The following is a 22,305-nucleotide window of genomic DNA, read 5'->3' as shown; positions in this document are numbered from 1 at the left end:
CTCCTCTTCTATTCCATAAGAGACCTCATTTTCTTTGTAAATCCAGCATCTGTTACAGCCAAAACCTTTCTCGATTTCCCGACTGCTATGCTTAATTCCAGTGTTGAAAACACGGTTACAATTTCTACTTGATAATAATGACTTTTATCTTGAATCTTCTTGGTCAGATTGGGTCCAGCATCATGGGCTAGAAAGACCAACTTGGCCTTGCCATCTTGAATGGCCTTGACCACCAATTCTTCACCCGATATAATCCGCCCTGCTCTCTGAGCAAGTCCCAAGAGATTGCTTATCTTTTGCTTATTCAAGTCCTAACTCTCTTCTTTTTACTTTGTGATCCACATAAGCGATCAACTCGTCATAAAAGCTTTCTTCCACTTCCATGTCAAAGCTACGGTTAAAGACCTTCTTCTTTTTAGCCTCTAAGGCTTCTGCATTGTCTAGCTTGATATAAGCGCCACGGCCATTGGCCTTGCCTGTCGGATCGATAAAGACTTGTCCTTCCTTGTTCTTAACAATGCGGAGCAAATCACGCTTATCAATCACTTCATTGGACACAACAGACTTGCGCAAAGGGATTTTTCTCGTTTTCATCTTTCCCTCCTCTAGCAGCTTTTATTCTTCTACAGTATCGTTTTCTGCTTCAAAATCTACCGAACCAGCTTCTTCCATGGCTTCAAATTCGCTAGCAGACTTGATATCGATACGGTAACCAGTCAAGTGAGCTGCCAAGCGCACGTTTTGCCCACGACGACCGATAGCAAGAGAAAGCTTGTTATCAGGAACAACCACCAAGGCACGTTTGCTGTCGTTTTCGTCAAAGATAACTTGGTCAACCTCTGCAGGAGCGATGGCATTGTAGATAAATTCAGCTGGATCTGCTACCCACTCGATAACGTCGATGTTTTCTTCGATTGGGACCATACGGTCGCTCTTGGCATCGTAGCGAGCTGGGTGGAATTTGCTAGTGATTTTCTTGATGTTAGCACCACCGCGTCCAACGATTGTACCGATAGCGTCCACGTTTGGATTATGGCTACGAACTGCAACCTTAGTACGGTCACCAGCTTCACGGGCCACGCTCATGATTTCAACAGTTCCATCATAAACTTCTGGAATTTCTTGTTCCATCAAACGTTTGATCATCTCTGGATGGCTACGACTAACAAAGACATTCACACCACGAGGGTTGTCTTCAACCTTGTAGACATAAACTTCAATACGATCATGAGAAGCAAAAACTTCACCAGGAATTTGATCTTGTTTTGACAATTGGGCTTCGATGCTGCCGAGGTTGACATAGATAAAGCGGTTGTCAAATCGTTCTACAGTACCAGACATGATTTCTTGTTCATGCTCTTTGTAAGTATTGTAAGTGATGGCACGTGTTTGCTTGCGCATTTTTTCCATGATGGTTTGTTTGGCAGATTGAGCTGCTACACGACCAAACTCAGCAGGTGCTTCTTCAAACTTGATTTTGTCACCAAGTTCATAGGCTGAATTAATGGCAAGAGCATCTTTCAAGCTGATTTCCAAACGGCTATCAAATACTTCATCAACAACTTCACGGACAGTATAAACTGTAAAGTCACCTGTTTTTTCGTTGAAGTCAATGGCTACGCTGTCTGATTGACCATAGCGTCTGCGATAAGCGGAACGAAGCGACTCTACTACTGCGTCGATGATATCTTCTTTTTTGATTCCCTTGTCTTCTTCCAAAATGCGGAAGGCCTCTAGCATTTCTTTACTCATGTTTTCTTCACTTTTGAATCCTCAAAAGCTATCCTTTCTTTTTCTATAATTTAACTGCTAAACGTGCTTTTGATACTAAACTGTATGGAATTTGGACAGTTTTCTTACGTGTCTTGTCCATATATTCCATGGTCAACTCGTCCTCTTCGAAGGCCAACAAGGTTCCTTCAAAGACCTTTTGCTTATCGATGGCTTGGTAGAGCCCGACATGGATGTATTTCCCAACCGCTCCAGCGACGGCATCCTTGGTTTTCAAAGGACGTTCCAAGCCTGGACTAGTGATTTCTAGGAAATATTGTTCTGGGAAGGGATCTGGCTTGATGGTGTCTAGGACAGGACTGATAATTTCTGTCAAGTCTGCCGTGTCGTTCAAGGTAATTCCTTCAGGTTTATCTACAAAAATACTGAGAATCATGTCACTGCCAATCTTTCCATACTCGATATCCACGAGTTCGAAAGGTGCTTGGATGACAGGTTCTACAACTTCTCTGACTAATTCTACGATTGTTGCGATTGCGTCCACCTCCTCATAAGCAAGAGGCGAAGATATTTCCCCGCCTCACTTTTCATATTCTTGCTACTAGTATAGCACGTTTGCCAACTTATGTAAAGCAAAAGCACTTATACAGCCTGATTTTAGGCTATTTCTTAAAATTCTGCCTCAACTCGGTAGATAACTTGACCCTTGTTGGAGAATTTTTGCTCATATTCTGTCATGACATTGCCTTCAAAATCACTAGCATGTAAATCAAGCCAGACACCATTGAGCTTCATGCCATACTGAGAAAAGCTCACTAAACTGTACTCAAACAAGCCACGATTATCCGTCTTGAAATGAATTTCTCCATTTTCAGGTAAGATACGCTTGAAAGTATCCAAGAAGGTCTTGTAGGTCAAACGACGCTTTTCATGGCGTTTTTTAGGCCAAGGATCTGAAAAATTCAGATACAAGCGATCAAGCTCACCGTCTTCAAAGTAGTCAGTCAAGTCAGAACCATCTACCCACAAGAGCTTGATATTAGGCACTCCAACTTCAAGCACCTTGTCCAAAGCGTAGCTCAAAACAGACTTTTGAATATCAATCCCGATATAGTTGATGTCAGGGTTTTGCTTAGCCATACCTGAAACAAAGGCTCCCTTTCCACTTCCAACTTCCACATGAATGGGGTTGTCATTGCCAAACAAGTCCCGCCATTTTCCCTTGGCTTCCAAGGGATTGAGGACCACATACTGGGGATTTGCCTCTAGTAATTCTGTCGCCCCTTTACGATTTCTAACTCTCATCTTCTCTTTCCATACTTGTCTCGGAAGTGACGCAAGCCATGGATCTCCCGATTGACATTTTCTAAATCTTGGTTCATATAATACTTGGAAATCTGGCTCAAATAAGACAATTGACCGTACCAATACAATTTATTTAATACCGTTTGATTGTACTTGTAACCGTAGTAGGTCAACCATTCCTTCCACTGATGTTCTGGAATATAATGGCAGAGCATGTGGGCCACATCAAACATGCGGTCGGTCAAGCGAACCGAATCCCAATCCACCAAATAAATCAAGCCACTGTCTGTCTCAATCCAATTACTATGTCGTACATCTCCATGGACAATGGTCGCATGGTCCTCTCTAAATCCTGGAATAGTCTGACGTAAATCAGCCATCACTTCACTGATAAAATGATTTTTACGCAAAGCATCTGGAGCCGTTTCCTGCCAAGACTGCAGTAAATCTACAGGTGTTTCCATGGCATACCCCAAACGACTCAACTGTGTCATCAACGGACGTGAGCGATGAAGACGGGTTAAAATATTGACGATTTGTTTACGATTCATATCATAGGGGGTCAATATCTTGCCTGTCAACCATTCTTGAGCACACATATCACGCCCATCTGCCAAACGGCGACTCCATAATAATTGTGGAGCAATTTGTTCTCTAGCTAGACCAGGTAGGATTGGAGAGGTGTTCATTTTTACAAAGATACGCTTCCCATCAGGATAGCTACCCATATAAGCCTTGCCACTTTTCCCAGGTATGGGAGTCAGTGTTAGCTCATTATCACCCAAATCCATTTCTTTCCTCCGTATAAAGTTTCCTTACTATTCTACTAGTTTTTGGCCTATTCGTCAACCGCTCCACGCCCGATTCTCAAAGAAAAGCCTCTGGGGTGGCTTGGGTATCATTATAGAAAGAAAAAGGTAAGCACCGTCTTCTACTTACCTTTCATAATTTTTATAAATAATATAAGAGTGGCCAAGCATTGTAAAACATGTGAACTAGAGTAGAAACCCATAGGTTTTGGCTCTTTTTATAAGCAAAGCCCAGTAACAAGCCCCCAAGTAGATAAAAAATAAACGAAGGGACATTAGAAGGTCCATGCATAAAAGAAAAGAGAGAGGAAGTCAGTACAATCCCTAACCAAGAATTGTCAAAAACCGCACCTTGAAGAAGTCCTCTGAAAATGAGTTCCTCCTGGATGGGGCCAAAAACTGAGGAAGTCAAAATCAAAGACAGGGAAATTCCTCTGCTGACTTCCGCCAAGTGTTGAACTCCTGCGCCAGAAGAAACAGCGAAGAAATGAATATAAACTAGCGTCTCAAGAACGCTTAGAAAAAAGATTGCAATGAAAAGCAAAAGTTGTTTCTTGCTTAACATCCCAAAAGAAACCATTTCAAACTTTCTAGCATAAGTAACACTCAGCGATGTTACAAGAAGACTTACAATAATCAATTCAGATTCATTTTGAAAAAAGTCCCCATGGTTAATCGTATAAGGAACTGTAATGACGATTAGTAGTACTAAAAATCCAAAGCACAAGGCATGAAATTTATCAAAAAACTCCATAAAGCTATCCTCCTCACCAAACAGACTTCCTACGCGTCATCCTTTAGCTCTAACCTTTCCAAAACAAACCATTTGAGTAACCAAAATCCGACCACATAACCAGCCCCTAAGAAGATAGCCATTAAAGATAGCATGGGATTCAGAAAATAAAAGATCACAACAGATACAAAGGTTAGCACAAAAACATTAAAGGCAATGGTGTCAGAAGCCAAGACTAGAATATAGGGCGTCAACCAGTCTAAGGTTTTGGAATCTAGGAAAAATAAGTGTTTATACATGATAACCTCCTCTATAGCTGAAAAGCAAGCCTTTTATTTTTTACCCCAAGACCCTATGTAGAAAAGTGAGCAAAAATGGTAAGTTTGCAATGATATTATTAACAATATGAATCGAATAAGAAGGATAGATACTCTTCGTATAACGCGTTAGCCAGGCAAATAGACAGCCCACTGCCGTATAGACAAGAATATCTGCGAAACTTGGCAAGCTAGAAAAGTGGGGCAAGGCAAATAAGAATGACGGAAAGAGAAGATCCAGCCCCCATCTCGAATTCTTAAAGAAGGCATGTTGAAGCAATCCCCTACATACCAATTCTTCCATCAGAGGTCCTAGTACGATTAAGGTTAGGTAAACACCAAACTCCGCAAAATTGGTCTCACTATAGGCAATAAACAAATTCCAACCTTCGTTCGTCCCCTGAACGTGTTTAGCTGTCAGATAGTTAAAACAGATAAGCACAACAGCGGCTAACACCGTCAGGACGGAATAGCTCAACCACTTTTTTCTAGGGATACGAAAGAGATAAGCATGGCCCGACCTAACCAAAATCCAAATCATCAAGCAGATAAAGAGAAGGCTGATGATGTTTCGAATCCAGATAATATTTCCTACCCAAGACGAGAACTCCCAATAATTGCTCCAAAATTGGGTCGTCCAAGACAGTCCGAAAAACAGAAACAAATAAGAAAGAATTGCACTCGTTTTAAAAAGAATAGAGTGTTTTTTCATAGAACTCCTCCCTACTATGACCTACCCTTGCCAGGCTCTACTACTGCAAGATTAAGAAGACAGTTTGTTCTTTTTAAGACTAACCCGACTACTAGATAATAGATATACTAAAGCATTAAAGACAATGAAAATATGTCCATAGAATAAAATCAACCTCGCATCCAAACCAAGATAAAGTTTAATCATCACAAAGATAAGCAAAAGAATTTGAAACCATATCGTTTTCCTAAAAATAAATTTAAAACGGTTTTGAATGTCTGCCTCCTTGATTTGGACCGCAAACCCTTTATTGGTAAGAAGAAAAACTCCTGCTTCAAACAATCCACTGTAGAGAACAATCCACCCAATCGATTCATTAGAGATTTGTAAAAATGTCCCTAAAAGAATATTCAAAATACTACTCAAGAAAATAACAAGAAATAATCTGTATTTCATATTAAATACCTCCATTCATTTATTTCACTAACAATTTAATAGAGCCTTCTACTCAAATATCCAGCCAGAAAAGGATAGAAAGCTACTTTTTATAATACTTCAAGCCCCAAATGAGTAGAAGCATAATAATCAAGCAGAGAATAGCGCCAATATAGGCAATTAGTTGTTGGTAAGATTCTCCTGCTGTGACACCTCTATACAAACAAATAATAGACATAAAACCTGTCAAGCCGATGAACATGAGTTGATTGGTTCTAGGACTAACCAAATCATCATCTTCAAACTTTCTTATCCTCATTTCTCTAGTGAGATAAACAGTGACCAAAATAGAAGCCAAGTTAATAACCACTAAAAGAAATTGGAAAACCAAGGAAAAATTTAAAAACTGACGAGATAGAAATAGATAAGTAGAGACAAGTAAAGGCAACTGACCTAAGAACAATCTCGCAAGGAAGATGTTCCGTTTTTTAGCAAGAAAAGTTTTCATTTCTTTGCTCCTTTCTTTTTAGTTAAAGCAAGATAGATTATAACCGCAATCATATAGGCTATGGTATAAAATAGATGATACCAAATACTCTCCCTAAGCGGATAAAGAAGGATAGACATAATCAGATACAGAACGAAAATGATCAGTATTTTTTTCTTCATAAGATTTTCTCCTAAATGTTTGTTGAGCTAGAACCTTTACACTGCTAGTATAGCACTCATTTTGACCTTGGATCACTGAAATCACAAATGGTCATCAAAACATCTTGAATTGTAAAAAATTAAAAAAAGCAAGCATGAAAACATACTTGCCCTTTACACCATATGATACCAACTTAATTTGTAGATTTTTTATCCTGCTATCACATATCATTTTGACAGGCGAAACAATATTAAAGAAACTCCCCTGTAGATTAAACTAGCGATAAAAAATCTCTTTATCTAATTAGATCTATCTTTATTCTTCTTTGGAGATTTTAAAAATTTTTCCCTAATTAAAGAAGTAATAAAAGAAACAAACATGCCAACAACAAAAACAATAAGAAAACTTTTGAAATCCATAATTACCTCCAAGTACAGTTCCTCTACTTACAGGCTCAAGCCTTTAAGCAACCATAATAGCCAATTGTAACGTTGTTTTTGCATTCACGAGGAATACCTCTTTTTACTTTCGTCTTATTACAACCTTAATAAGGTTAGTATACTACTATTTTTTAAAACTTTCCATCCAAATCATAAATGGTCATCAAAACATCTTGAATTGTTAAAAAATTTAAAAAGCAAGCATGAAAAACATACTTGCCCTGGGGGAACTTGACAATGTGAAAATACAAAATAGAGAACTACTCACCCTCACTTCCGTATGTTCTCATATATTCTCATAATCGCAACAAGGATAGCAGCTGTCCCACTTGCCAAAGCGATAAAGGTAATGATAAGGTTGAGGATTTCAGGCGTACTCCCTATTCTGTTGATAAGACGGAGTAGGGATATAACTGTCAACTGAATCAGGAGTATTGATTCTACTCTTACCATTGAAGTAAGTCTGTTTTCAACTGCATATAAAAAGGCTGGTAGCAAAACACAGGCTATAGCAATCACAAACAGGTTGCTCCCTGTTTCTTCTCCCTTGCTCACCACGGAAATCATGAGAAGATTTGATGCTATGATCAACGTAGAACAGATGATAAAAAAGGATTTCTTATTCATATAGGGTACCTCATATACTATGGCATTTTAATTGATGACTACAGGCAGTACTTCTTTCCACAAATCTTCTAATCATCAACTGACATCGAGTGAACCGTTAAAACCTGACGAAAGATTTGGTTTTGACAGGTGGTATTTAGACTGGTATTAGGATGGCTTTCCACAATTTTCATGACGGTATAGAGACCAACTCCTCTCTCCTCCCCTTTAGAACTTGCTCCAAAGGAGAAGATTTCAGAAATATCGATGCTCTCTTCTTTGATGGAATTTTCAATTATAAAGGTCTCTTGTTCTCCATTTTTTAAAAAAGCAATTGAAACATGAGGTTGACTGGCCTCTGCACTGGCTTCAATAGCATTGTCACAAAGGATAGACACAATGGTTAGAAAATCAAGTAGGCTCATCCCCTCTACCTGAATCTCCTCAGGAACTTCGACATTAAAGACAATGTCCTTATCCCTAGCTTTTAGAAATTTCCCTGCTAGAAGACTTTTGAGGGCACGGTCCCGAATATTCACCAATCTGCCAAGGTCATATTTATTGTCATGTAATTTCTCACTGGAATCTTTTAAGACCGAGTCGTAGACCTCTTTTATCTGCTCCATATCCTCCTCTTCAATGCCCAGACGTAAGCTGGTCAAGAGGTTGGTATAATCATGACGAAAGCTCCGTACTTCTTTGTAAAGCTCCTCTATATGCCGACTATAGCGTTCCATATCTCTGTAGCGCAAGGCCTGTTCTTGGTCCAATCTCTCATGGAGTTTGTCCTTCAAATAGGTATCCAATTTCTTAATAATTCCCATAAAAAAGAGCAAGTAAAAGACTAGGATGAGATGGCGAACAGTCTTTGATTGAATCCCCTGTTCATATTCAAAGTAAGACAGATTTTGTATCACCAAATAGTAAGCCCCCATTATCCAGTTAATCTTAGTAAGGGACTTTTGAAAAGCTTTATCTAGAATCTCCCTTCTCAAGTTAGTGAAATCATAGTCCAACCATTTCAAAAAGACTAGGGAAATGAAGAAATTGAAAATTATTATACATAACCAAGCAAATGAGTAGTCATCATATACTTGCCCTTGTCCCAAAAATGGAAGCACAAAATAGGAAACACCTCTATGAAAGAGATTCACTAATATCATTGGAAAGAGACCATAAAAGAGAAGGAGTTTTTTAGGAAGTCCTCTTAACAATAAGAAAGATAAGCCTATGCCGTACAAGGGTTCCATAAAATAAAATAGGTAATTATATCCTACCATATATTCAATCATTAAAAAAACAAAGGCCAACAGTATCTTAAAAAGAAAAGCCTTAAAAATCCTCTCAAAAGTGATACCAATTCCATCCACCTTAAAGAAAATGACAATTTCTAGCCCATGAGTAACAAGTGTATACAATATAATCCAAATATTATACATAAGTTCTCCTAACTCAATGCAAGTTATTGATAGCCTCAGACACTTCCCTGACCTTATAACGCGCTATCATACAGCTTCCACCATTGGGAAAGTAAAGCAGTTTTTCTTTCTTATCCAAACGAACTACATTGGCAGGATTGATGAGAAAAGAGCGATGGCACTGCAAGAGACGGGGTTCCTGCTTGAAAACCTCCTCTAAACTCGCTGTAAATTCCAGCCTGTCTGTCTTGGTATAGAGAATAACACGATGGGCTCTGGGCGATGTTTCGAGATAATAAACCTCTTTAAAAGGATACTGGAATTGGGCAAATTTTGATTTAAAGTAAAAGCAATCTTCCGCCAGACTTTTACTATCTTGACTATTGGCATAGAGGAGGGCTGTCTCGATACGAGATTCAAACTCCTCTGCCGACAAGGCCTTATCAATGTAGTCCAAAGCAGACACTTGGTAGCGAAAGGACAGGGGCATAAACTCTGAGTGAGTCGTCACAAAGACAATCAGGGCATAGGGATCTCGATCCCGAATCTTTCTAGCTACCTCTAGACCCTTCATCTCCTCATTTCGAATCTCAATGTCCAAAAAGAATAGCTGATGCGCCCCCTTCTCATGCACCTCTGCCAGCAGTTGGTCTGGCTTGCCAAAGACCTCAAAAGAACTGGGAATGATATGATGTTCCTTCAAGAGTTTCTCAATCGTCGTTTCAATCCTAGTCTGCTGGGAAAAATCATCTTCTAAAACAAATATTCTCATCTTCTTACTCCCCTTGTTTCAATTTCTTCCTAAAAAGAGAATAGCAAAAATACTCTGACACAAGCCCACCAAATCTTAAATAGGCCTTCAAAGCTCCTGAAAGGTAGCTTGTTCCTCAAATAAGCATGATAATCTTACAACTATTTTATCATAAAATCTTAACACTACCATTCAGGAAATTTCAAGAACAATTAAAGATTTGATGGTGAAAAAGGAGATAAAAGTGATAGACTAACAGTACCAAAACACAGTTGCTAGAAGTAAAACTGGCACCCCGATTAAAGGAGGAATTCTCATGACCGATACAAATCCCATCAAAACAGCTCAGACTTTGATTACGGACTTAAACAAAGCCTACCAAGCATGCAAACAGGCAACCGCTGACGACGTCCGCTTTCAGGAGCAATTAAACTCTATTCTTAGCTTTCTAGCCAAGGCTGAGACAGTGGATAATCGAGTCTTGATTGAATTGGAAAAATTTTACCAGACTTCCAGTCTTCTCATGGGACTCAGCGCTCTTGATCCAGATGCTCCTACTCGCGCCGCTTGGCGAGCCTATGACCGCTTCCACTTTGATCAGGTCAAGACCAAGTTGAGTCTCTACGGACCAACCATTATCTTGTAGAAAATAAAAGAAGCTGAGACAAACTGAACTCAACTTCTTTTTTAATATCATATAAGCAATGTTAGTCCTGCATCTGACGTTTTACCTGATAAGGTAGGTACAAGACTTGTAAAACCAAACCTGCACCCAGCAAGGCTAGAAGGGGCAGTTTTTCTTGGAAGGTCACAAGGCCGACAATTAATTCCACAAATAAAACAAAACTGGTCAATCCTCTGACCACTGCCTGCAAGCCTTTTTCCTTTTGCCCCTTGTCCAGTGGAAAGAGTTGGGTCAAATACTGGTAGTCAAAGGCATGATAGAGGGCCAGCAACTGGAAGAGCAAGAGGTAGTTAAACAGCACTACCACTGCTGTCGCAATCCAAGCTTGCTCAATAAAGACCTGTGCCAGTATGGAAAGCAAGAGCAGACGGAGACTGAGGGCAAAGAGGTCTCCATTTCGCAAATAAGAACGCAGATAGAGATTTTGCCAAATCTTCCCAGGCACCTTCTGAACAGCCTTTAAGATAAAGTCCAGATAGGCACGACGCTTGACGCTGTTTGAAATTCCCTTGACCTGAGTAAAGAGGGCAAAGAAACGAAGCAAGACTTGCTTACGCTTACTTTCTTGGGAAATAATATAGTCCCAGTCCAGTCCAGTTTCAGTGAAAAATTTGTTGGCCTTTTGACGAAAGAGGAAATATTTACCTACTCCCAATAAAAGCACATAGACCAGAAAAACAGGCAAGCCATAACCCATGGCTAAAAATAAAGGCGCAAATAAAAGCAAGAAAAGGGTTTGGACAAAGAGCCAAAAGACTAGGGAAATACCAGTTTGACGCTTGAGATGTAGCTTGATTTCCTCTTCTCCAACTAAGAGAAAGAGCTTGTCTGGAGTCTCCATATAGGTGGCAATTCCTCCCCAAAGCAACAGTAAAACAGACGTAATTCCTACAAACAAAAGGATGGGCCAATGATTTTCAGGAAAATGTTGTAAGAGTTGACTGTACTGGTAGGCTAGAAAGCCCAGCAGGACAAGCAGGAACAAGACAAAGTGGTCATTGAGAACATAGCGCAGATAACCAAGACACTCCTTACGAAAAGCCTGCTTTCTCTTTAAAAACAAGTCTTTCATAGCTCCTCCTCTTTGGTCAGAGCCAAGTAAATATCATTCAAACTAGCCTCAGGCATATCAAAGGCTTCGCGCAGTTGCAGGAGATTTCCCTTAGCACGCACCTCTCCCTTATGGAGAATGACAAAGGCATCACACATCTTCTCCGCCGAATCCAGCACGTGAGTACTCATGAGAATAGACTTACCCTTTTGCTTTTCCACTTCCAAAAGCTGAATCAAGTCAGCAATAGCCAGCGGATCAAGACCAAGGAAAGGCTCATCCACGATGAAAAGACTAGGATCCACCACAAAAGCACAGATAATCATGACCTTCTGCTTCATCCCTTTTGAAAAATGAACAGGGAACCAATCTAATTTCTGGTCCAAACGGAACATTTTTAACAAAGGTTCTAGTCGATCAAAAGCTACTTTCTGCTCAATACCATAAGCCATGGCAACCGTTTCGATATGCTCTCTGAGGGTCAATTCCTCATACAAGCTAGGTGTCTCAGGAATGTAGCCAATTTGCTTGCGGTAGCTCGTTGCATCTTCTTGCAGGGTCAAGCCATTGATATTGATGGAACCACTATAAGGTGTCAACAGACCGATAATCTCATTAATAGTCGTCGATTTACCAGCACCATTGAGACCAATCAAACCGACCAACTGTCCACTTTCAACGGTAAAAGACACATCTTTCAAAACAGGGACATGGACATAGCCACCTGTCAGGTTTTTAATTTCTAACATATTTTCTCCAAATCTGGTATAATGTAGCTATATTATATCAAAATTCAATACAGTAGAGGTAGATTTTATGTCAGATTGCATTTTTTGTAAAATCATCGCAGGGGAAATCCCTGCTTCAAAAGTATATGAAGATGAGCAGGTTCTTGCCTTTCTTGATATCTCTCAAGTGACACCAGGACACACCTTGGTCGTACCAAAAGAACACTATCGCAATCTTTTGGAAATGGACGCTACTAGTGCCAGCCAACTCTTTGCCCAAGTACCAAAAGTGGCCCAAAAAGTCATGAAGGCTACCAAGGCTGCTGGCATGAATATCATTGCCAACTGTGAAGAAGTCGCAGGGCAAACCGTCTTTCATACCCACGTTCACCTCGTGCCTCGCTACAGTGCGGACGATGACCTCAAGATTGATTTTATCGCCCACGAACCAGACTTTGACAAACTCGCTCAAGTCGCTGAAACCATCAAAAATGCCTAAGGAGTTGCCATGAAATTATCCAACCTACTGCTATTTGCAGGAGCTGCAGCTGGAAGTTATCTGATCACAAAAAATCGCCAAACCATCACAGATGAAGTCTTGAATACCACTGACCGTGTTCAAGCTATCAAGGATGATGTGGATATTATCCAAAACAGCCTGCAAATCATTGACCAGCAAAAAGAACTCATCAAGGAATACCAAGAAGACCTGACTTACAAATTTAAGGTCTTGGAAAAGGATATCCAGACTAGACTAGCTGTGATCAAAGAAACACAGGAAACTGAAGATAAGTAAAAGAGCCCGACTGCTCTTTTTAAAACATAAACAAGCTATATTACATCAACAATACATCATAATTTAGGCAACTCATTCACCATTTCACAACTAAATCGAAGACTTTCCGCCGTAATGAAAATACCTGAAACAGCTTGGTTTCAGGTGTACGGAAACTTTGAGACCTAGGCTCAAAGTTTAGGTATGGAACTTCGAAGAAGGTCGCTACCGTCCGTCATTACTTAAGGAAAGTCTTAAAAAATCTATAAACCAAAAAGAGCCCAACGGCTCTTTTGGTTTTATTCTCCTTCAAAGGCATCTTTAATGTGGTCAAAGAAGCCTTTTTTCTTTGGATTGACTTTTAAATCTCCTGCAGCTGCGAATTCTTTCAAAGCTGCTTTTTGGCGGTCATTCAAGCCTGTCGGTGTTACGACATTAACGGTAACGTATTGGTCACCAACTGCACCACCACGAAGACTTGGAGCTCCCTTGCCACGTAGACGGAATTTCTTACCAGTCTGAGTTCCCTCTGGGATAACTAATTCAACATCACCATGAACAGTTGGGATATCAACTGTGTCACCAAGAGCTGCTTGGACAAAGTTGAGGTTGAGATTGTAGAAGATAGTCGTTCCTTCACGTTCAAACTTGTCGCTGGCTTCCACAGAAACCACTACATACAAGTCACCATAAGGTCCACCATTAAAGCCAGCTTCACCTTGGCCTGCTAGGCGAATTTGTTGACCAGTTTCCACACCAGCAGGGATTTTCACATGTACGCTATGAGCTTGTTTCTCATGGCCTGTTCCGTGACAGGTTGTACATGGATCTTTGATTTCTTTTCCGCGACCGTGACAGACATCACAGGTTACTTGGCGACGCATCATACCAAGCGGAGTCTGCGTATCGACGTTAATGACACCAGCGCCATGACAGCGTCCACAAGTGACGGGACTTGTTCCTGGCTTAGCACCTGAGCCATTACATGTACTACAGCTTGCTTCACGATTGTACTTAACCTCTTTTTCAGCTCCAAAAATAGCTTCTTCAAAGGTCAAATTCACACGGTATTGGAGGTCATCCCCCTGACGAGGAGCATTTGGATTGCGTGAAGCACCGCCTCCGCCGAAGAAACTTGAGAAGATATCTTCGAAACCACCGAAGCCTCCTGCCCCATCGAAACCGCCGAAACCACCAGCTCCACCAAAGCCACCGTTGGCTCCAGCCGCACCATATTGATCATAGGCAGCACGTTTTTGGTCGTCACTCAAAGTCTCATAGGCTTCCTGAACTTCCTTGTACTTTTCCTCAGCACCAGGCTCCTTGTTGATATCTGGGTGGTATTTTTTCGAAAGCTTACGATAAGCCTTTTTGATTTCGTCTGCCGAAGCGTTTTTTGACACCCCCAGACGATCATAAAATTCAGTATTGTTCATAATTCAAGATACAAAGGGCGTCAAACGGACACAGCCAAAATAGGAGTTTTGACGACGGACGCTTGCGTCCTAGAAAAAACTATCTTTTTGGCACAGTCCGTAGCCCGTGTTCAATTCCCTGAACACCTTTGTTCCTTTCTATAATTTTCATGTAAATCTTTAGAGGCTGTTTTCTATACTCTGCTTCACTTGATTAAACTCTTCATCTGATAGAGTAAATATCAAATCCTCTTCAGCATATTCGTTCTGTTCTTTAAAGTAGTTGTCAGTATTTTCTGCCAAACCTAAACCGAAAATCACTTTTCTTGCAAACTCTTGATGTGCAAAGCCTATAGCCGTAATGATATTTTTATCTTGAACAACCAGTTTGGGTTGGAAATTCTCACGTGGAAGAAATTCAAAATAGTCAAAGAAGTTTTGCCAAATCCCACCTGTAAATTTCGTATCGTTCAATAAACCTGCTTTTGCCAACAAAAGAGGTGCTGAAGAAATGGCTGCAATTAAGATATCCTGCTTACCAAGTCCCTTTAAAAACGAATTTAATTTTTCATCCTGTAGAGCAGGCCCTATATTTACCATTCCTGGCAAAATCACACAAGAATACTCTTCTATACGTACTTGATCCAATGTTTTTGTAGGTCGACAAGGCAAACCATCCTCAGAGACCACCATCGAATTCTCAGAAGCTACATAATCAATCGTGATATCAAAAGACAGAGCTAAAGTACTCGTTAAAGTGGTTATCTCATAAAGAGAAAAATTAGGATAAATGATACAAAGTACTTTTTTCATACGCAACATCCTATATTTTATCGAAAAACAGAGGCTGGGTTGCAACCTCTGGATTTCTTCCTATCATTACGACGTTCAAAAACAAAGTCGATTATACTTTGTTTTTGAACTAGTAAGGCGTTTAGGCAAGTCGCCATAGCGATTGCCGTAGAATGACAATCACTTTAGTGATTAGTCATTCTTAACGAGTTATTTCTCAGTAAACTCTCCGTCTACGACGTCGTCGCCTGCGTTTCCTGTTGCTTGTGCGCCTTCTGCTCCTGCTTGAGCTTGTTGTGCTGCTGCGGCTTGTTCGTAGAGTTTAACAGCAAGGCCTTGAGCTTTTTCGTTCAATGCTTCAAGTTTTGCTTTCATTTCATCCAAGTTGTTGTCTTCTTGAGCTTTCTTAAGGTCATCAAGGGCAGCTTGAGCAGCATCACGTTCTGCGTCGAAGCCTTTACCTTCAGTTTCCTTGATTGTCTTTTCAGTCGCAAAGATTGCTTGGTCTACTTCATTACGAAGATCAACTTCTTCTTTACGTTTCTTATCTGCTTCAGCGTTTGCTTCTGCATCTTTCATCATGCGGTCGATTTCTTCATCTGTCAAACCTGAGTTAGATTGGATGACAATTGTTTGTTCTTTTTGAGTTCCAAGATCTTTGGCCTTAACAGACACGATACCATTCTTGTCGATGTCAAATGTTACTTCGATTTGAGGAATTCCACGAGGTGCAGCTGGGATATCTGTCAATTGGAAGCGTCCAAGAGTCTTGTTATCTGCTGCCATTGGGCGTTCACCTTGAAGAACGTGGATATCAACGGCTGGTTGGTTGTCTGCTGCAGTTGAGAAGACTTGTGATTTAGATGTTGGAATAGTAGTGTTGCGATCGATAAGTTTTGTAAATACTCCACCCATTGTTTCGATACCAAGTGACAATGGTGTTACGTCAAGAAGGACAACGTCTTTAACATCACCAGTAATCACACCACCTTGGATGGCAGCACCCATAGCAACTACTTCATCAGGGTTTACTGATTTGTTTGGTTCTTTACCAGTTTCAGCCTTAACAGCTTCAACAACGGCAGGGATACGAGTTGAACCACCAACAAGGATAACTTCGTCGATTTCTGACAAGCTCAAACCTGCATCTGAAAGCGCTTGACGAACTGGAACTTTTGTACGTTCTACAAGGTCACGAGTCAAATCGTCAAATTTCGCACGAGTCAAAGTCATTTCCAAGTGAAGAGGTCCAGCTTCACCAGCAGTGATAAATGGCAAGCTGATTTGTGTTGAAGTTACACCAGAAAGATCTTTCTTAGCTTTTTCAGCCGCATCTTTCAAACGTTGCATTGCCATCTTGTCAGTAGATAAGTCAATACCGTTTTCTTTCTTGAATTCTGCTACCAAGTGGTCGATGATTTTTTGGTCAAAGTCATCACCACCGAGTTTGTTGTCCCCTGCAGTTGACAATACGTCGAAGACACCGTCACCCAATTCAAGGATAGAGACGTCGAATGTACCACCACCAAGGTCGAATACCAAGATTTTTTCTTCTTTATCAGTCTTGTCCAAACCATAAGCAAGAGCTGCTGCAGTTGGTTCGTTGACAATACGTTCTACTTCAAGACCAGCGATTTTACCAGCGTCTTTTGTTGCTTGACGTTGAGCGTCGTTGAAGTAAGCTGGAACTGTGATAACTGCTTTAGTTACTTTTTCACCAAGGTAGTCTTCAGCATAACCTTTCAAGTATTGAAGAATCATAGCTGAGATTTCTTGTGGAGTATATTCTTTTCCGTTAGCAGAAACTTTTTCAGAAGTACCCATTTTAGATTTAATAGAGATGACTGTATCTGGGTTTGTAACTGCTTGACGTTTTGCAGCATCACCAACGATGATTTCGCCGTTTTTGAATGATACTACAGATGGAGTTGTGCGGTTTCCTTCTGGGTTTGCGATGATTTTGCTTTCAGTTCCTTCAAGAACTGCTACTGCTGAGTTTGTTGTACCTAAGTCAATACCGATAATTTTAGACATGTGTTTTTCTCCTTGTTAGTTAATTTTCTTTTTTTATATTTCCCTTAAGTGGTGGGGACGTGAGCAACTCCCTTCGGGATTTCATCACTTATTTTTGAGCCTATTGTCTCAAAAATCCCCTGTTTCAGTAGCTTTTGCTACTGAAACTTTCACCACGGTGGGAAATATCTTCCTTGCAAGCCTCCGGCTTGCCTCTTATCTTTCTTCATAGTTTATTGTCGTTTCGGACAAGTTTTTTCAAGCTATCTAGCCTAGTTATAAACAACCACCATTGCTGGGCGTAGGATGCGGTCATGGAGTTTGTAGCCTTTTTGGAAGACTTGGGCGATGGTATCTGCTGGGTGTTCATCGTCTGCTGGGAGAGTTTGGATGGCCATATGGTAGTTATGGTCAAATTCGCCGTCAGCTGCGATTTCTTCGATTCCCTCTTCTTTCAAAGCGTGAACCAAGCTCTCTTGCACCATCTCCAATCCTTTTTTGACATCGTCTGTCAAACCTTCAACTGCAAGTGCACGTTCAAGGTTATCCAAAGAAGGGAGTATCGCTTTTGCCAAGTCCTGGCTACGATAACGTTGCAAATTTTGACGCTCTTCATTGGCACGGCGTTGGATATTTTGCATTTCCGCATGAGCGCGAAGGTATTTGTTTTCGAACTCATCTGCACGTTCATTTGCCAAGTCCAACTCAGATTTTTCAGGAGTTGTTTCTGCAGCTGTTTCCACAACTTCCTCTTCTTGGACTTCTTCTACTTCTTCATTTTTTATATCTTGGGCCATTTTCGCCTCCTTTAATGATTTCAATCTTAATGTACTTCGTAATGATTACTGCTGAGGTAGCGGTAAAAATCTGTCAACTTCATGGTTAAAACACGGTTGACTACATTGACTTGGTTGATTAGCTGCTGGTAATCCAGATTAACCGGACCGATAATTGCTAGAATTCCAACTCCCCGATAAGGAATGAGGAACTTGCTACTAATCACCGCTAGGTCAGCTAGACAGGACTCTTGACTGTCCGCAACACGGACATTTTGCATCTGATCCTCATGCAGCCCCTCACGAATTTCCAGGGCCACCTTTTGCGGTTGGTCAAAGAACTGATAGGCTGCTAGATTGGCAAAATTCAAGAGATTGACCTTGCCCGCCACCACAATGTTTTCGTTGAACATTTCCTTAAAGATGTGTTCAAAGAGATCAATCACATTATCCGTTGTTGTGAAGTAACGCTGGATAATCTGCGGAATCTCCGTCCGAATCTTGTAGTGAATATCTAGAACGGTGTGACCGAGGAAACGTTCCTGAATGATGCTCTTCAGTTTCAGCAAATCCTCCTGCAAGAAGTTCCTTGGAATCAGAAACTGACTGGTAACCGTTCGAGACTCGTCTAGGGTAAATACTGCCAAGGCTGTATGTTGCCCCAAAACAACGATATCAAAGGCTGTCAAACGTTGCCTGCTCGGCTCAACATCCAGTGCTACTACCGTACAGCCACTCAAGTCTGTCAGTAGATTAGCAGCCTCTTGCAGAATATCCTCCAATTTGAAGAATTCCTGATCAAAGGCTTTGACAATCTCATAAACCTCATTTTCAGCTAGTCGGTCAAAATCCAGTGAGTGTTTTACATAGTACTGAAAACCAGCAACACTTGGCATCCGACCACTTGAAGTATGAGCCTTCTCAAGCAAACCTTGCTTTTCTAGAGCCGCCATGTCATTACGAATGGTTGCACTGCTAGAGTTAATAGACTCTTGCAAAGCTTTGGATCCGACAGGTTCGTGCGTTTTGGTAAAGATGTCAATAATCAGATTTAAAATATCCTGCTGACGCTCTGTAACCATCTCATCACTCCTCTCTGTCTGATCGATTAGCACTCGATACACTCAAGTGCTAACTCATGATTCTATTATACACCCTTAAAAGAGAATGTCAAGACAAAAACTCAAAAAATTAGCACTCTTTTAACAAGAGTGCTAAAAATCAGTCTAAAGACCTAGAATCCTACCTTCCATCTACTCGGTATTTACTTTTTAGTCTGAAATAACCATAGATTAGATAAGAAATCAGAAAAGCATATAAAACAAAAATGACAAAGAAAGATTGCGACAGTTCTTCTCTAAACGAACTCATACAAACAACAAGACCACCTGAGAAAGCAACTGTACATGAACGAAGTCTATTTCGCATAACTTCCCATCTGAGCCCCTTACTCATATAGACTTGATCCTCCGGAAGTAAATCAGAAGACGATTTACGAAGAATCGAACAAGAACCTGCTCCCATCAATTCCCAACCTCTATTTCTAAAATCTTGCAGTTCATGCTTATATTTTTTAAGAAATCTAGAATCATAGATACAGTAGATGACATCGTCTGGTTGACATTGGTCAAAATAGAACAAACCAAAACGACTCGTTCTATACCTCCAACCTTTCAAATGCATCTCATGTAAATATTCTTCTTCCTTGTCCAAATCAACAATGGTGAAAAACCGAAATTGTACTTTGCTATTCATTACCTTACCTCCAAATCAGAAAACATACATGGTTTTATTTGTCAGATAATTCTTTCCATTTTTGAAACAAGCTCCAAAAAATATAAGAAATCTGAATCGCATGAACTATCAATAAAACACCATCTATTATAACAATCAAAAACATTTCCCAACTGAAAGAACTACCTCCAGCGACAAACTTTGAGAAAACCGGTAGTAGAGCTAAAAAGAGAAGCAAAATAGGAAACATCCGCCTCGTTAAAATCCGTTTGACCATAGCTAGCTTCCCGGCCGCGTCATTATAAATTTCAAACTCGGCATCCGACTCAATTCCAGAATGAAGCTTTCTAAAGTAGGAAAACCCATTAAAGTCTGTAATATGCTCCCAGCCACAGTCTTTAAATAATTGTAAATAGGAGGCTCTCTCTGATTTTTTCATGGGATAAAAGTCCAACTGATAAGACACCTGCTTCGGTTGGCACTGTTCAAAAGTATACTTAACCGCAACTACTAAGTTAGAGTAGGTTACTTCCTTGAGTTTCCAGCCCTCAGCATGCATTTTGCTAAGATATAAAGCCTCTCTATCATAATCCGCAATGGTAGCAATTCTATAAACAACCTTCTTTTCCATCATCTTCCCTCCAGACTATTTCTATAGAGCCGTTCAATACGTTTCAATTCAATATCTAAGACTTTTCGTCCCAAGTCTGTGATCTGATAGATTTTCCGTTTTTCCTCTTCACGGACAAAGGAAATCAAACCATCCTTTTCCATCTTTGACAAGGTTCCATACATAGTTCCAGGACTAATCGAAACTTGCGAATCCGTCATCTCCTTGACCTTTTGCGTAATACTATAACCATGACCTTCCTTTTGCAGGCAGAACAAGATATAAAAACCCGTTTCCGTCATCGGAAGATAAACTCGACGAATCTTATCCGTTAATTCCATTTGCACTCACCTCCAATTCAGTTCGATATATCGCACTTCGTTATATAAAATATATCACACCTCGATATAAAACACAAGAAAAAAGATCACCCACAGGCAATCTTTCTTCTATATTAGTATTAGTAAAGGTCTAAATAATTATCAATTTCCCATTGTGAAACGAAGGTTGCATAACTTGCCCATTCGATTCGCTTGGCTTCAAGAAAACTAGTATAGATATGTTCTCCAAGAGCCGCTATGACAACTTCATCTTCTGTCAAAGCTTTCAAAGCGTTGTGAAGGGTTGATGGAAGGTCTGTAATACCAGCTTCCTTACGCTCTTCTGCTGTCATGATGTAGATATTTTCTTCGATAGGAGCTGGTGCTTCGATTTTATTTTCAATACCATGCAAACCAACCTCCAAAAGAACAGCCATAGCGATATATGGGTTTGCCATCGGATCCACTGAACGCAACTCAAGACGAGTTCCCATACCACGTGAAGCAGGCACGCGCACAAGTGGTGAACGGTTACGACCAGCCCAAGCAATGTAAACAGGCGCTTCATAACCTGGAACCAAACGTTTGTATGAGTTAACCGTTGGGTTCATAATGGCAGTATAGTTGTAGGCATGCTTGATCAAACCGCCAAGGAAATGGTAGGCCGTTTCTGACAACTGCATTCCTTTTGGATCATTTGGATCAAAGAAGGCATTGTTTCCTTCTGCATCAAACAAGGACATATTACAGTGCATACCTGATCCGGCAATACCAAATTTTGGTTTGGCCATAAAGGTTGCGTAAAGACCATGTTTGCGAGCAATGGTTTTAACAACGAGTTTAAAGATTTGAATCTTATCACAAGCACGGAGAACTTCATCGTACTTAAAGTCAATCTCATGTTGTCCAACCGCAACCTCATGGTGACTTGCTTCTACTTCAAATCCCATTTTGGTCAAGACATTGACAATCTCACGACGTGTATTGTCCGCAAGGTCAGTAGGCGCCAAATCAAAGTAGCCACCCTTGTCATTTACTTCAAGTGTTGGGTCTCCATTTTCATCAAGTTTAAATAGGAAGAATTCTGGTTCTGGTCCAAGGTTGAAGGACTTGAATCCCACTTCTTCCATGTGACGAAGAGCACGTTTCAAATTGCCACGAGGATCACCTGCAAATGGCTCACCTTCTGTTGTATAGACATCACAGATCAAACCTGCAACACTTCCATTTTCATCTCCCCAAGGGAAGACTGTCCATGTATCCAAGTCAGGGTACAAGTACATATCTGACTCATTGATACGTACAAAACCTTCAATAGAAGATCCATCAAACATAGCCTTATTTGACAAGACTTTATCTAACTGTTCATCTGTAGCAGGAATTTCGACGTTTTTCATGGTTCCCAAAATATCTGAGAACATGAGACGAATAAAGGTAACATTTTTTTCCTTGACTTCACGACGAATATCTGCAGCTGTGATTGGCATGAGTTTTCTCCTTAATGTATAACTACTTGCGGTT

General features: G+C 40.5%; 29 protein-coding genes. 3 read left to right on the top strand and 26 right to left on the bottom strand.

Going from position 1 to position 22,305, the window contains the following annotated elements:
• Positions 1-8 precede the first annotated feature (8 nt).
• The 15 genes from JQ841_RS09630 to JQ841_RS09565 all read right to left on the bottom strand — a co-directional run bounded on the left by JQ841_RS09630 (position 9) and on the right by JQ841_RS09565 (position 9,906).
• On the bottom strand, positions 9-308 hold the full coding sequence (locus JQ841_RS09630; protein ID WP_001041390.1) for a YlxQ-related RNA-binding protein: 300 nt from the start codon (positions 306-308) through the stop codon (positions 9-11).
• Entirely contained in the window at positions 301-594 is a 294-nt protein-coding gene (rnpM, locus tag JQ841_RS09625; protein WP_000857557.1) for an RNase P modulator RnpM, read from the bottom strand. The genes JQ841_RS09630 and rnpM overlap by 8 nt, the downstream gene beginning before the upstream one ends.
• A gap of 21 nt (positions 595-615) precedes the next feature.
• The gene (gene nusA / locus JQ841_RS09620; protein ID WP_125452850.1) at positions 616-1,752 is read right to left on the bottom strand and encodes a transcription termination factor NusA; all 1,137 of its coding nucleotides are present in this window, start codon (positions 1,750-1,752) and stop codon (positions 616-618) included.
• Between the two features lie 43 nt (positions 1,753-1,795).
• Positions 1,796-2,275, bottom strand: a complete 480-nt coding sequence (rimP, locus tag JQ841_RS09615) for a ribosome maturation factor RimP (RefSeq protein ID WP_000338691.1) — start codon at positions 2,273-2,275, stop codon at positions 1,796-1,798.
• Positions 2,276-2,400: 125 nt separating this feature from the next.
• A complete protein-coding gene (trmB, locus tag JQ841_RS09610; RefSeq protein WP_203180763.1) occupies positions 2,401-3,036 on the bottom strand; it encodes a tRNA (guanosine(46)-N7)-methyltransferase TrmB in 636 nt (211 codons plus the stop codon).
• Positions 3,033-3,827 carry a cell cycle regulator CcrZ gene (gene ccrZ, locus JQ841_RS09605; RefSeq protein ID WP_000362999.1) on the bottom strand — a complete coding sequence of 265 codons (795 nt, stop codon included), beginning with the start codon at positions 3,825-3,827 and terminating at the stop codon, positions 3,033-3,035. Before ccrZ ends, trmB begins: the two co-directional genes overlap by 4 nt.
• 160 nt (positions 3,828-3,987) lie before the next feature.
• Positions 3,988-4,599 carry a CPBP family intramembrane glutamic endopeptidase gene (locus JQ841_RS09600; RefSeq protein ID WP_153192879.1) on the bottom strand — a complete coding sequence of 204 codons (612 nt, stop codon included), beginning with the start codon at positions 4,597-4,599 and terminating at the stop codon, positions 3,988-3,990.
• A gap of 29 nt (positions 4,600-4,628) precedes the next feature.
• Complete coding sequence (gene blpZ / locus JQ841_RS09595) at positions 4,629-4,877, bottom strand: immunity protein BlpZ (RefSeq protein ID WP_101776850.1); 249 nt, start codon at positions 4,875-4,877, stop codon at positions 4,629-4,631.
• A 40-nt stretch (positions 4,878-4,917) separates the two neighbouring features.
• Positions 4,918-5,607: a CPBP family intramembrane glutamic endopeptidase gene (locus JQ841_RS09590; protein ID WP_101776849.1), complete on the bottom strand. Its 690-nt coding sequence runs from the start codon at positions 5,605-5,607 to the stop codon at positions 4,918-4,920.
• 51 nt (positions 5,608-5,658) lie between these two features.
• A complete protein-coding gene (locus JQ841_RS09585) occupies positions 5,659-6,042 on the bottom strand; it encodes an immunity protein (RefSeq protein WP_203180762.1) in 384 nt (127 codons plus the stop codon).
• Between the two features lie 82 nt (positions 6,043-6,124).
• On the bottom strand, positions 6,125-6,529 hold the full coding sequence (locus tag JQ841_RS09580; protein ID WP_020903123.1) for a hypothetical protein: 405 nt from the start codon (positions 6,527-6,529) through the stop codon (positions 6,125-6,127).
• Between the two features lie 440 nt (positions 6,530-6,969).
• Positions 6,970-7,089: a PncF family bacteriocin immunity protein gene (locus JQ841_RS10045; protein ID WP_004269601.1), complete on the bottom strand. Its 120-nt coding sequence runs from the start codon at positions 7,087-7,089 to the stop codon at positions 6,970-6,972.
• Between the two features lie 291 nt (positions 7,090-7,380).
• The gene (locus JQ841_RS09575; protein WP_203180761.1) at positions 7,381-7,737 is read right to left on the bottom strand and encodes a hypothetical protein; all 357 of its coding nucleotides are present in this window, start codon (positions 7,735-7,737) and stop codon (positions 7,381-7,383) included.
• A 68-nt stretch (positions 7,738-7,805) separates the two neighbouring features.
• Positions 7,806-9,155: a sensor histidine kinase gene (locus JQ841_RS09570; protein WP_203180760.1), complete on the bottom strand. Its 1,350-nt coding sequence runs from the start codon at positions 9,153-9,155 to the stop codon at positions 7,806-7,808.
• Between the two features lie 13 nt (positions 9,156-9,168).
• On the bottom strand, positions 9,169-9,906 hold the full coding sequence (locus JQ841_RS09565; RefSeq protein WP_050242242.1) for a response regulator transcription factor: 738 nt from the start codon (positions 9,904-9,906) through the stop codon (positions 9,169-9,171).
• 295 nt (positions 9,907-10,201) lie between these two features.
• Between JQ841_RS09565 and JQ841_RS09560 the strand changes: the two genes are divergently transcribed.
• On the top strand, positions 10,202-10,531 hold the full coding sequence (locus JQ841_RS09560; RefSeq protein WP_203180759.1) for a helicase BlpT: 330 nt from the start codon (positions 10,202-10,204) through the stop codon (positions 10,529-10,531).
• 61 nt (positions 10,532-10,592) lie between these two features.
• Here JQ841_RS09560 and JQ841_RS09555 read toward each other — a convergent pair whose 3' ends face one another.
• Both JQ841_RS09555 and JQ841_RS09550 read right to left on the bottom strand, forming a co-directional pair.
• Positions 10,593-11,642 carry an ABC transporter permease gene (locus tag JQ841_RS09555; RefSeq protein WP_203180758.1) on the bottom strand — a complete coding sequence of 350 codons (1,050 nt, stop codon included), beginning with the start codon at positions 11,640-11,642 and terminating at the stop codon, positions 10,593-10,595.
• On the bottom strand, positions 11,639-12,370 hold the full coding sequence (locus JQ841_RS09550; RefSeq protein WP_203180757.1) for an ABC transporter ATP-binding protein: 732 nt from the start codon (positions 12,368-12,370) through the stop codon (positions 11,639-11,641). Before JQ841_RS09550 ends, JQ841_RS09555 begins: the two co-directional genes overlap by 4 nt.
• A gap of 67 nt (positions 12,371-12,437) precedes the next feature.
• Between JQ841_RS09550 and JQ841_RS09545 the strand changes: the two genes are divergently transcribed.
• On the top strand, positions 12,438-12,848 hold the full coding sequence (locus tag JQ841_RS09545; protein ID WP_001278320.1) for an HIT family protein: 411 nt from the start codon (positions 12,438-12,440) through the stop codon (positions 12,846-12,848).
• A gap of 9 nt (positions 12,849-12,857) precedes the next feature.
• Entirely contained in the window at positions 12,858-13,145 is a 288-nt protein-coding gene (locus JQ841_RS09540) for a hypothetical protein (protein WP_203180756.1), read from the top strand.
• Positions 13,146-13,423: 278 nt separating this feature from the next.
• On the opposite strand, the gene dnaJ is transcribed toward JQ841_RS09540, so the two are convergent.
• The 9 genes from dnaJ to glnA form a co-directional block, all read right to left on the bottom strand.
• On the bottom strand, positions 13,424-14,560 hold the full coding sequence (gene dnaJ / locus JQ841_RS09535; protein WP_001066308.1) for a molecular chaperone DnaJ: 1,137 nt from the start codon (positions 14,558-14,560) through the stop codon (positions 13,424-13,426).
• 159 nt (positions 14,561-14,719) lie between these two features.
• Positions 14,720-15,352 carry a DJ-1/PfpI family protein gene (locus JQ841_RS09530; RefSeq protein WP_203180755.1) on the bottom strand — a complete coding sequence of 211 codons (633 nt, stop codon included), beginning with the start codon at positions 15,350-15,352 and terminating at the stop codon, positions 14,720-14,722.
• A 189-nt stretch (positions 15,353-15,541) separates the two neighbouring features.
• Positions 15,542-17,365 (bottom strand): molecular chaperone DnaK, encoded by a 1,824-nt coding sequence (gene dnaK / locus JQ841_RS09525; protein ID WP_000034667.1) that lies wholly within the window; start codon positions 17,363-17,365, stop codon positions 15,542-15,544.
• A gap of 251 nt (positions 17,366-17,616) precedes the next feature.
• Positions 17,617-18,141 (bottom strand): nucleotide exchange factor GrpE, encoded by a 525-nt coding sequence (gene grpE / locus JQ841_RS09520; protein ID WP_203180754.1) that lies wholly within the window; start codon positions 18,139-18,141, stop codon positions 17,617-17,619.
• A 26-nt stretch (positions 18,142-18,167) separates the two neighbouring features.
• A complete protein-coding gene (hrcA, locus tag JQ841_RS09515; RefSeq protein ID WP_004261010.1) occupies positions 18,168-19,202 on the bottom strand; it encodes a heat-inducible transcriptional repressor HrcA in 1,035 nt (344 codons plus the stop codon).
• Positions 19,203-19,362: 160 nt separating this feature from the next.
• On the bottom strand, positions 19,363-19,875 hold the full coding sequence (locus JQ841_RS09510; RefSeq protein WP_203180753.1) for a DUF2812 domain-containing protein: 513 nt from the start codon (positions 19,873-19,875) through the stop codon (positions 19,363-19,365).
• A gap of 34 nt (positions 19,876-19,909) precedes the next feature.
• Positions 19,910-20,485, bottom strand: a complete 576-nt coding sequence (locus tag JQ841_RS10225; protein ID WP_203180779.1) for a DUF2812 domain-containing protein — start codon at positions 20,483-20,485, stop codon at positions 19,910-19,912.
• The gene (locus JQ841_RS09500; protein WP_112444454.1) at positions 20,485-20,805 is read right to left on the bottom strand and encodes a PadR family transcriptional regulator; all 321 of its coding nucleotides are present in this window, start codon (positions 20,803-20,805) and stop codon (positions 20,485-20,487) included. The genes JQ841_RS10225 and JQ841_RS09500 overlap by 1 nt, the downstream gene beginning before the upstream one ends.
• A gap of 119 nt (positions 20,806-20,924) precedes the next feature.
• Positions 20,925-22,271, bottom strand: a complete 1,347-nt coding sequence (gene glnA, locus JQ841_RS09495; RefSeq protein ID WP_049501990.1) for a type I glutamate--ammonia ligase — start codon at positions 22,269-22,271, stop codon at positions 20,925-20,927.
• Positions 22,272-22,305 lie beyond the last annotated feature (34 nt).

Origin of the sequence: Streptococcus mitis, assembly GCF_905187535.1 — a bacterium.
In the GTDB taxonomy this organism is placed as follows: domain Bacteria; phylum Bacillota; class Bacilli; order Lactobacillales; family Streptococcaceae; genus Streptococcus; species Streptococcus mitis_BS.
The sequence above is the reverse complement of the archived record's forward strand: the minus strand, read 5'-3'. Positions and strand labels throughout refer to the sequence as shown.

What these genes read in the sequence shown, in the direction of transcription:
- rnpM (WP_000857557.1), bottom strand. Translation starts at nt 594, where the DNA reads ATGAAAACGAGAAAAATCCCTTTGCGCAAGTCTGTTGTGTCCAATGAA.
- nusA (WP_125452850.1), bottom strand. Translation starts at nt 1,752, where the DNA reads ATGAGTAAAGAAATGCTAGAGGCCTTCCGCATTTTGGAAGAAGACAAG.
- trmB (WP_203180763.1), bottom strand. Translation starts at nt 3,036, where the DNA reads ATGAGAGTTAGAAATCGTAAAGGGGCGACAGAATTACTAGAGGCAAAT.
- ccrZ (WP_000362999.1), bottom strand. Translation starts at nt 3,827, where the DNA reads ATGGATTTGGGTGATAATGAGCTAACACTGACTCCCATACCTGGGAAA.
- JQ841_RS09600 (WP_153192879.1), bottom strand. Translation starts at nt 4,599, where the DNA reads ATGGAGTTTTTTGATAAATTTCATGCCTTGTGCTTTGGATTTTTAGTA.
- blpZ (WP_101776850.1), bottom strand. Translation starts at nt 4,877, where the DNA reads ATGTATAAACACTTATTTTTCCTAGATTCCAAAACCTTAGACTGGTTG.
- JQ841_RS09590 (WP_101776849.1), bottom strand. Translation starts at nt 5,607, where the DNA reads ATGAAAAAACACTCTATTCTTTTTAAAACGAGTGCAATTCTTTCTTAT.
- JQ841_RS09585 (WP_203180762.1), bottom strand. Translation starts at nt 6,042, where the DNA reads ATGAAATACAGATTATTTCTTGTTATTTTCTTGAGTAGTATTTTGAAT.
- JQ841_RS09580 (WP_020903123.1), bottom strand. Translation starts at nt 6,529, where the DNA reads ATGAAAACTTTTCTTGCTAAAAAACGGAACATCTTCCTTGCGAGATTG.
- JQ841_RS10045 (WP_004269601.1), bottom strand. Translation starts at nt 7,089, where the DNA reads ATGGATTTCAAAAGTTTTCTTATTGTTTTTGTTGTTGGCATGTTTGTT.
- JQ841_RS09575 (WP_203180761.1), bottom strand. Translation starts at nt 7,737, where the DNA reads ATGAATAAGAAATCCTTTTTTATCATCTGTTCTACGTTGATCATAGCA.
- JQ841_RS09570 (WP_203180760.1), bottom strand. Translation starts at nt 9,155, where the DNA reads ATGTATAATATTTGGATTATATTGTATACACTTGTTACTCATGGGCTA.
- JQ841_RS09565 (WP_050242242.1), bottom strand. Translation starts at nt 9,906, where the DNA reads ATGAGAATATTTGTTTTAGAAGATGATTTTTCCCAGCAGACTAGGATT.
- JQ841_RS09560 (WP_203180759.1), top strand. Translation starts at nt 10,202, where the DNA reads ATGACCGATACAAATCCCATCAAAACAGCTCAGACTTTGATTACGGAC.
- JQ841_RS09555 (WP_203180758.1), bottom strand. Translation starts at nt 11,642, where the DNA reads ATGAAAGACTTGTTTTTAAAGAGAAAGCAGGCTTTTCGTAAGGAGTGT.
- JQ841_RS09550 (WP_203180757.1), bottom strand. Translation starts at nt 12,370, where the DNA reads ATGTTAGAAATTAAAAACCTGACAGGTGGCTATGTCCATGTCCCTGTT.
- JQ841_RS09545 (WP_001278320.1), top strand. Translation starts at nt 12,438, where the DNA reads ATGTCAGATTGCATTTTTTGTAAAATCATCGCAGGGGAAATCCCTGCT.
- JQ841_RS09540 (WP_203180756.1), top strand. Translation starts at nt 12,858, where the DNA reads ATGAAATTATCCAACCTACTGCTATTTGCAGGAGCTGCAGCTGGAAGT.
- dnaJ (WP_001066308.1), bottom strand. Translation starts at nt 14,560, where the DNA reads ATGAACAATACTGAATTTTATGATCGTCTGGGGGTGTCAAAAAACGCT.
- JQ841_RS09530 (WP_203180755.1), bottom strand. Translation starts at nt 15,352, where the DNA reads ATGAAAAAAGTACTTTGTATCATTTATCCTAATTTTTCTCTTTATGAG.
- dnaK (WP_000034667.1), bottom strand. Translation starts at nt 17,365, where the DNA reads ATGTCTAAAATTATCGGTATTGACTTAGGTACAACAAACTCAGCAGTA.
- grpE (WP_203180754.1), bottom strand. Translation starts at nt 18,141, where the DNA reads ATGGCCCAAGATATAAAAAATGAAGAAGTAGAAGAAGTCCAAGAAGAG.
- hrcA (WP_004261010.1), bottom strand. Translation starts at nt 19,202, where the DNA reads ATGGTTACAGAGCGTCAGCAGGATATTTTAAATCTGATTATTGACATC.
- JQ841_RS09510 (WP_203180753.1), bottom strand. Translation starts at nt 19,875, where the DNA reads ATGAATAGCAAAGTACAATTTCGGTTTTTCACCATTGTTGATTTGGAC.
- JQ841_RS10225 (WP_203180779.1), bottom strand. Translation starts at nt 20,485, where the DNA reads ATGGAAAAGAAGGTTGTTTATAGAATTGCTACCATTGCGGATTATGAT.
- JQ841_RS09500 (WP_112444454.1), bottom strand. Translation starts at nt 20,805, where the DNA reads ATGGAATTAACGGATAAGATTCGTCGAGTTTATCTTCCGATGACGGAA.
- glnA (WP_049501990.1), bottom strand. Translation starts at nt 22,271, where the DNA reads ATGCCAATCACAGCTGCAGATATTCGTCGTGAAGTCAAGGAAAAAAAT.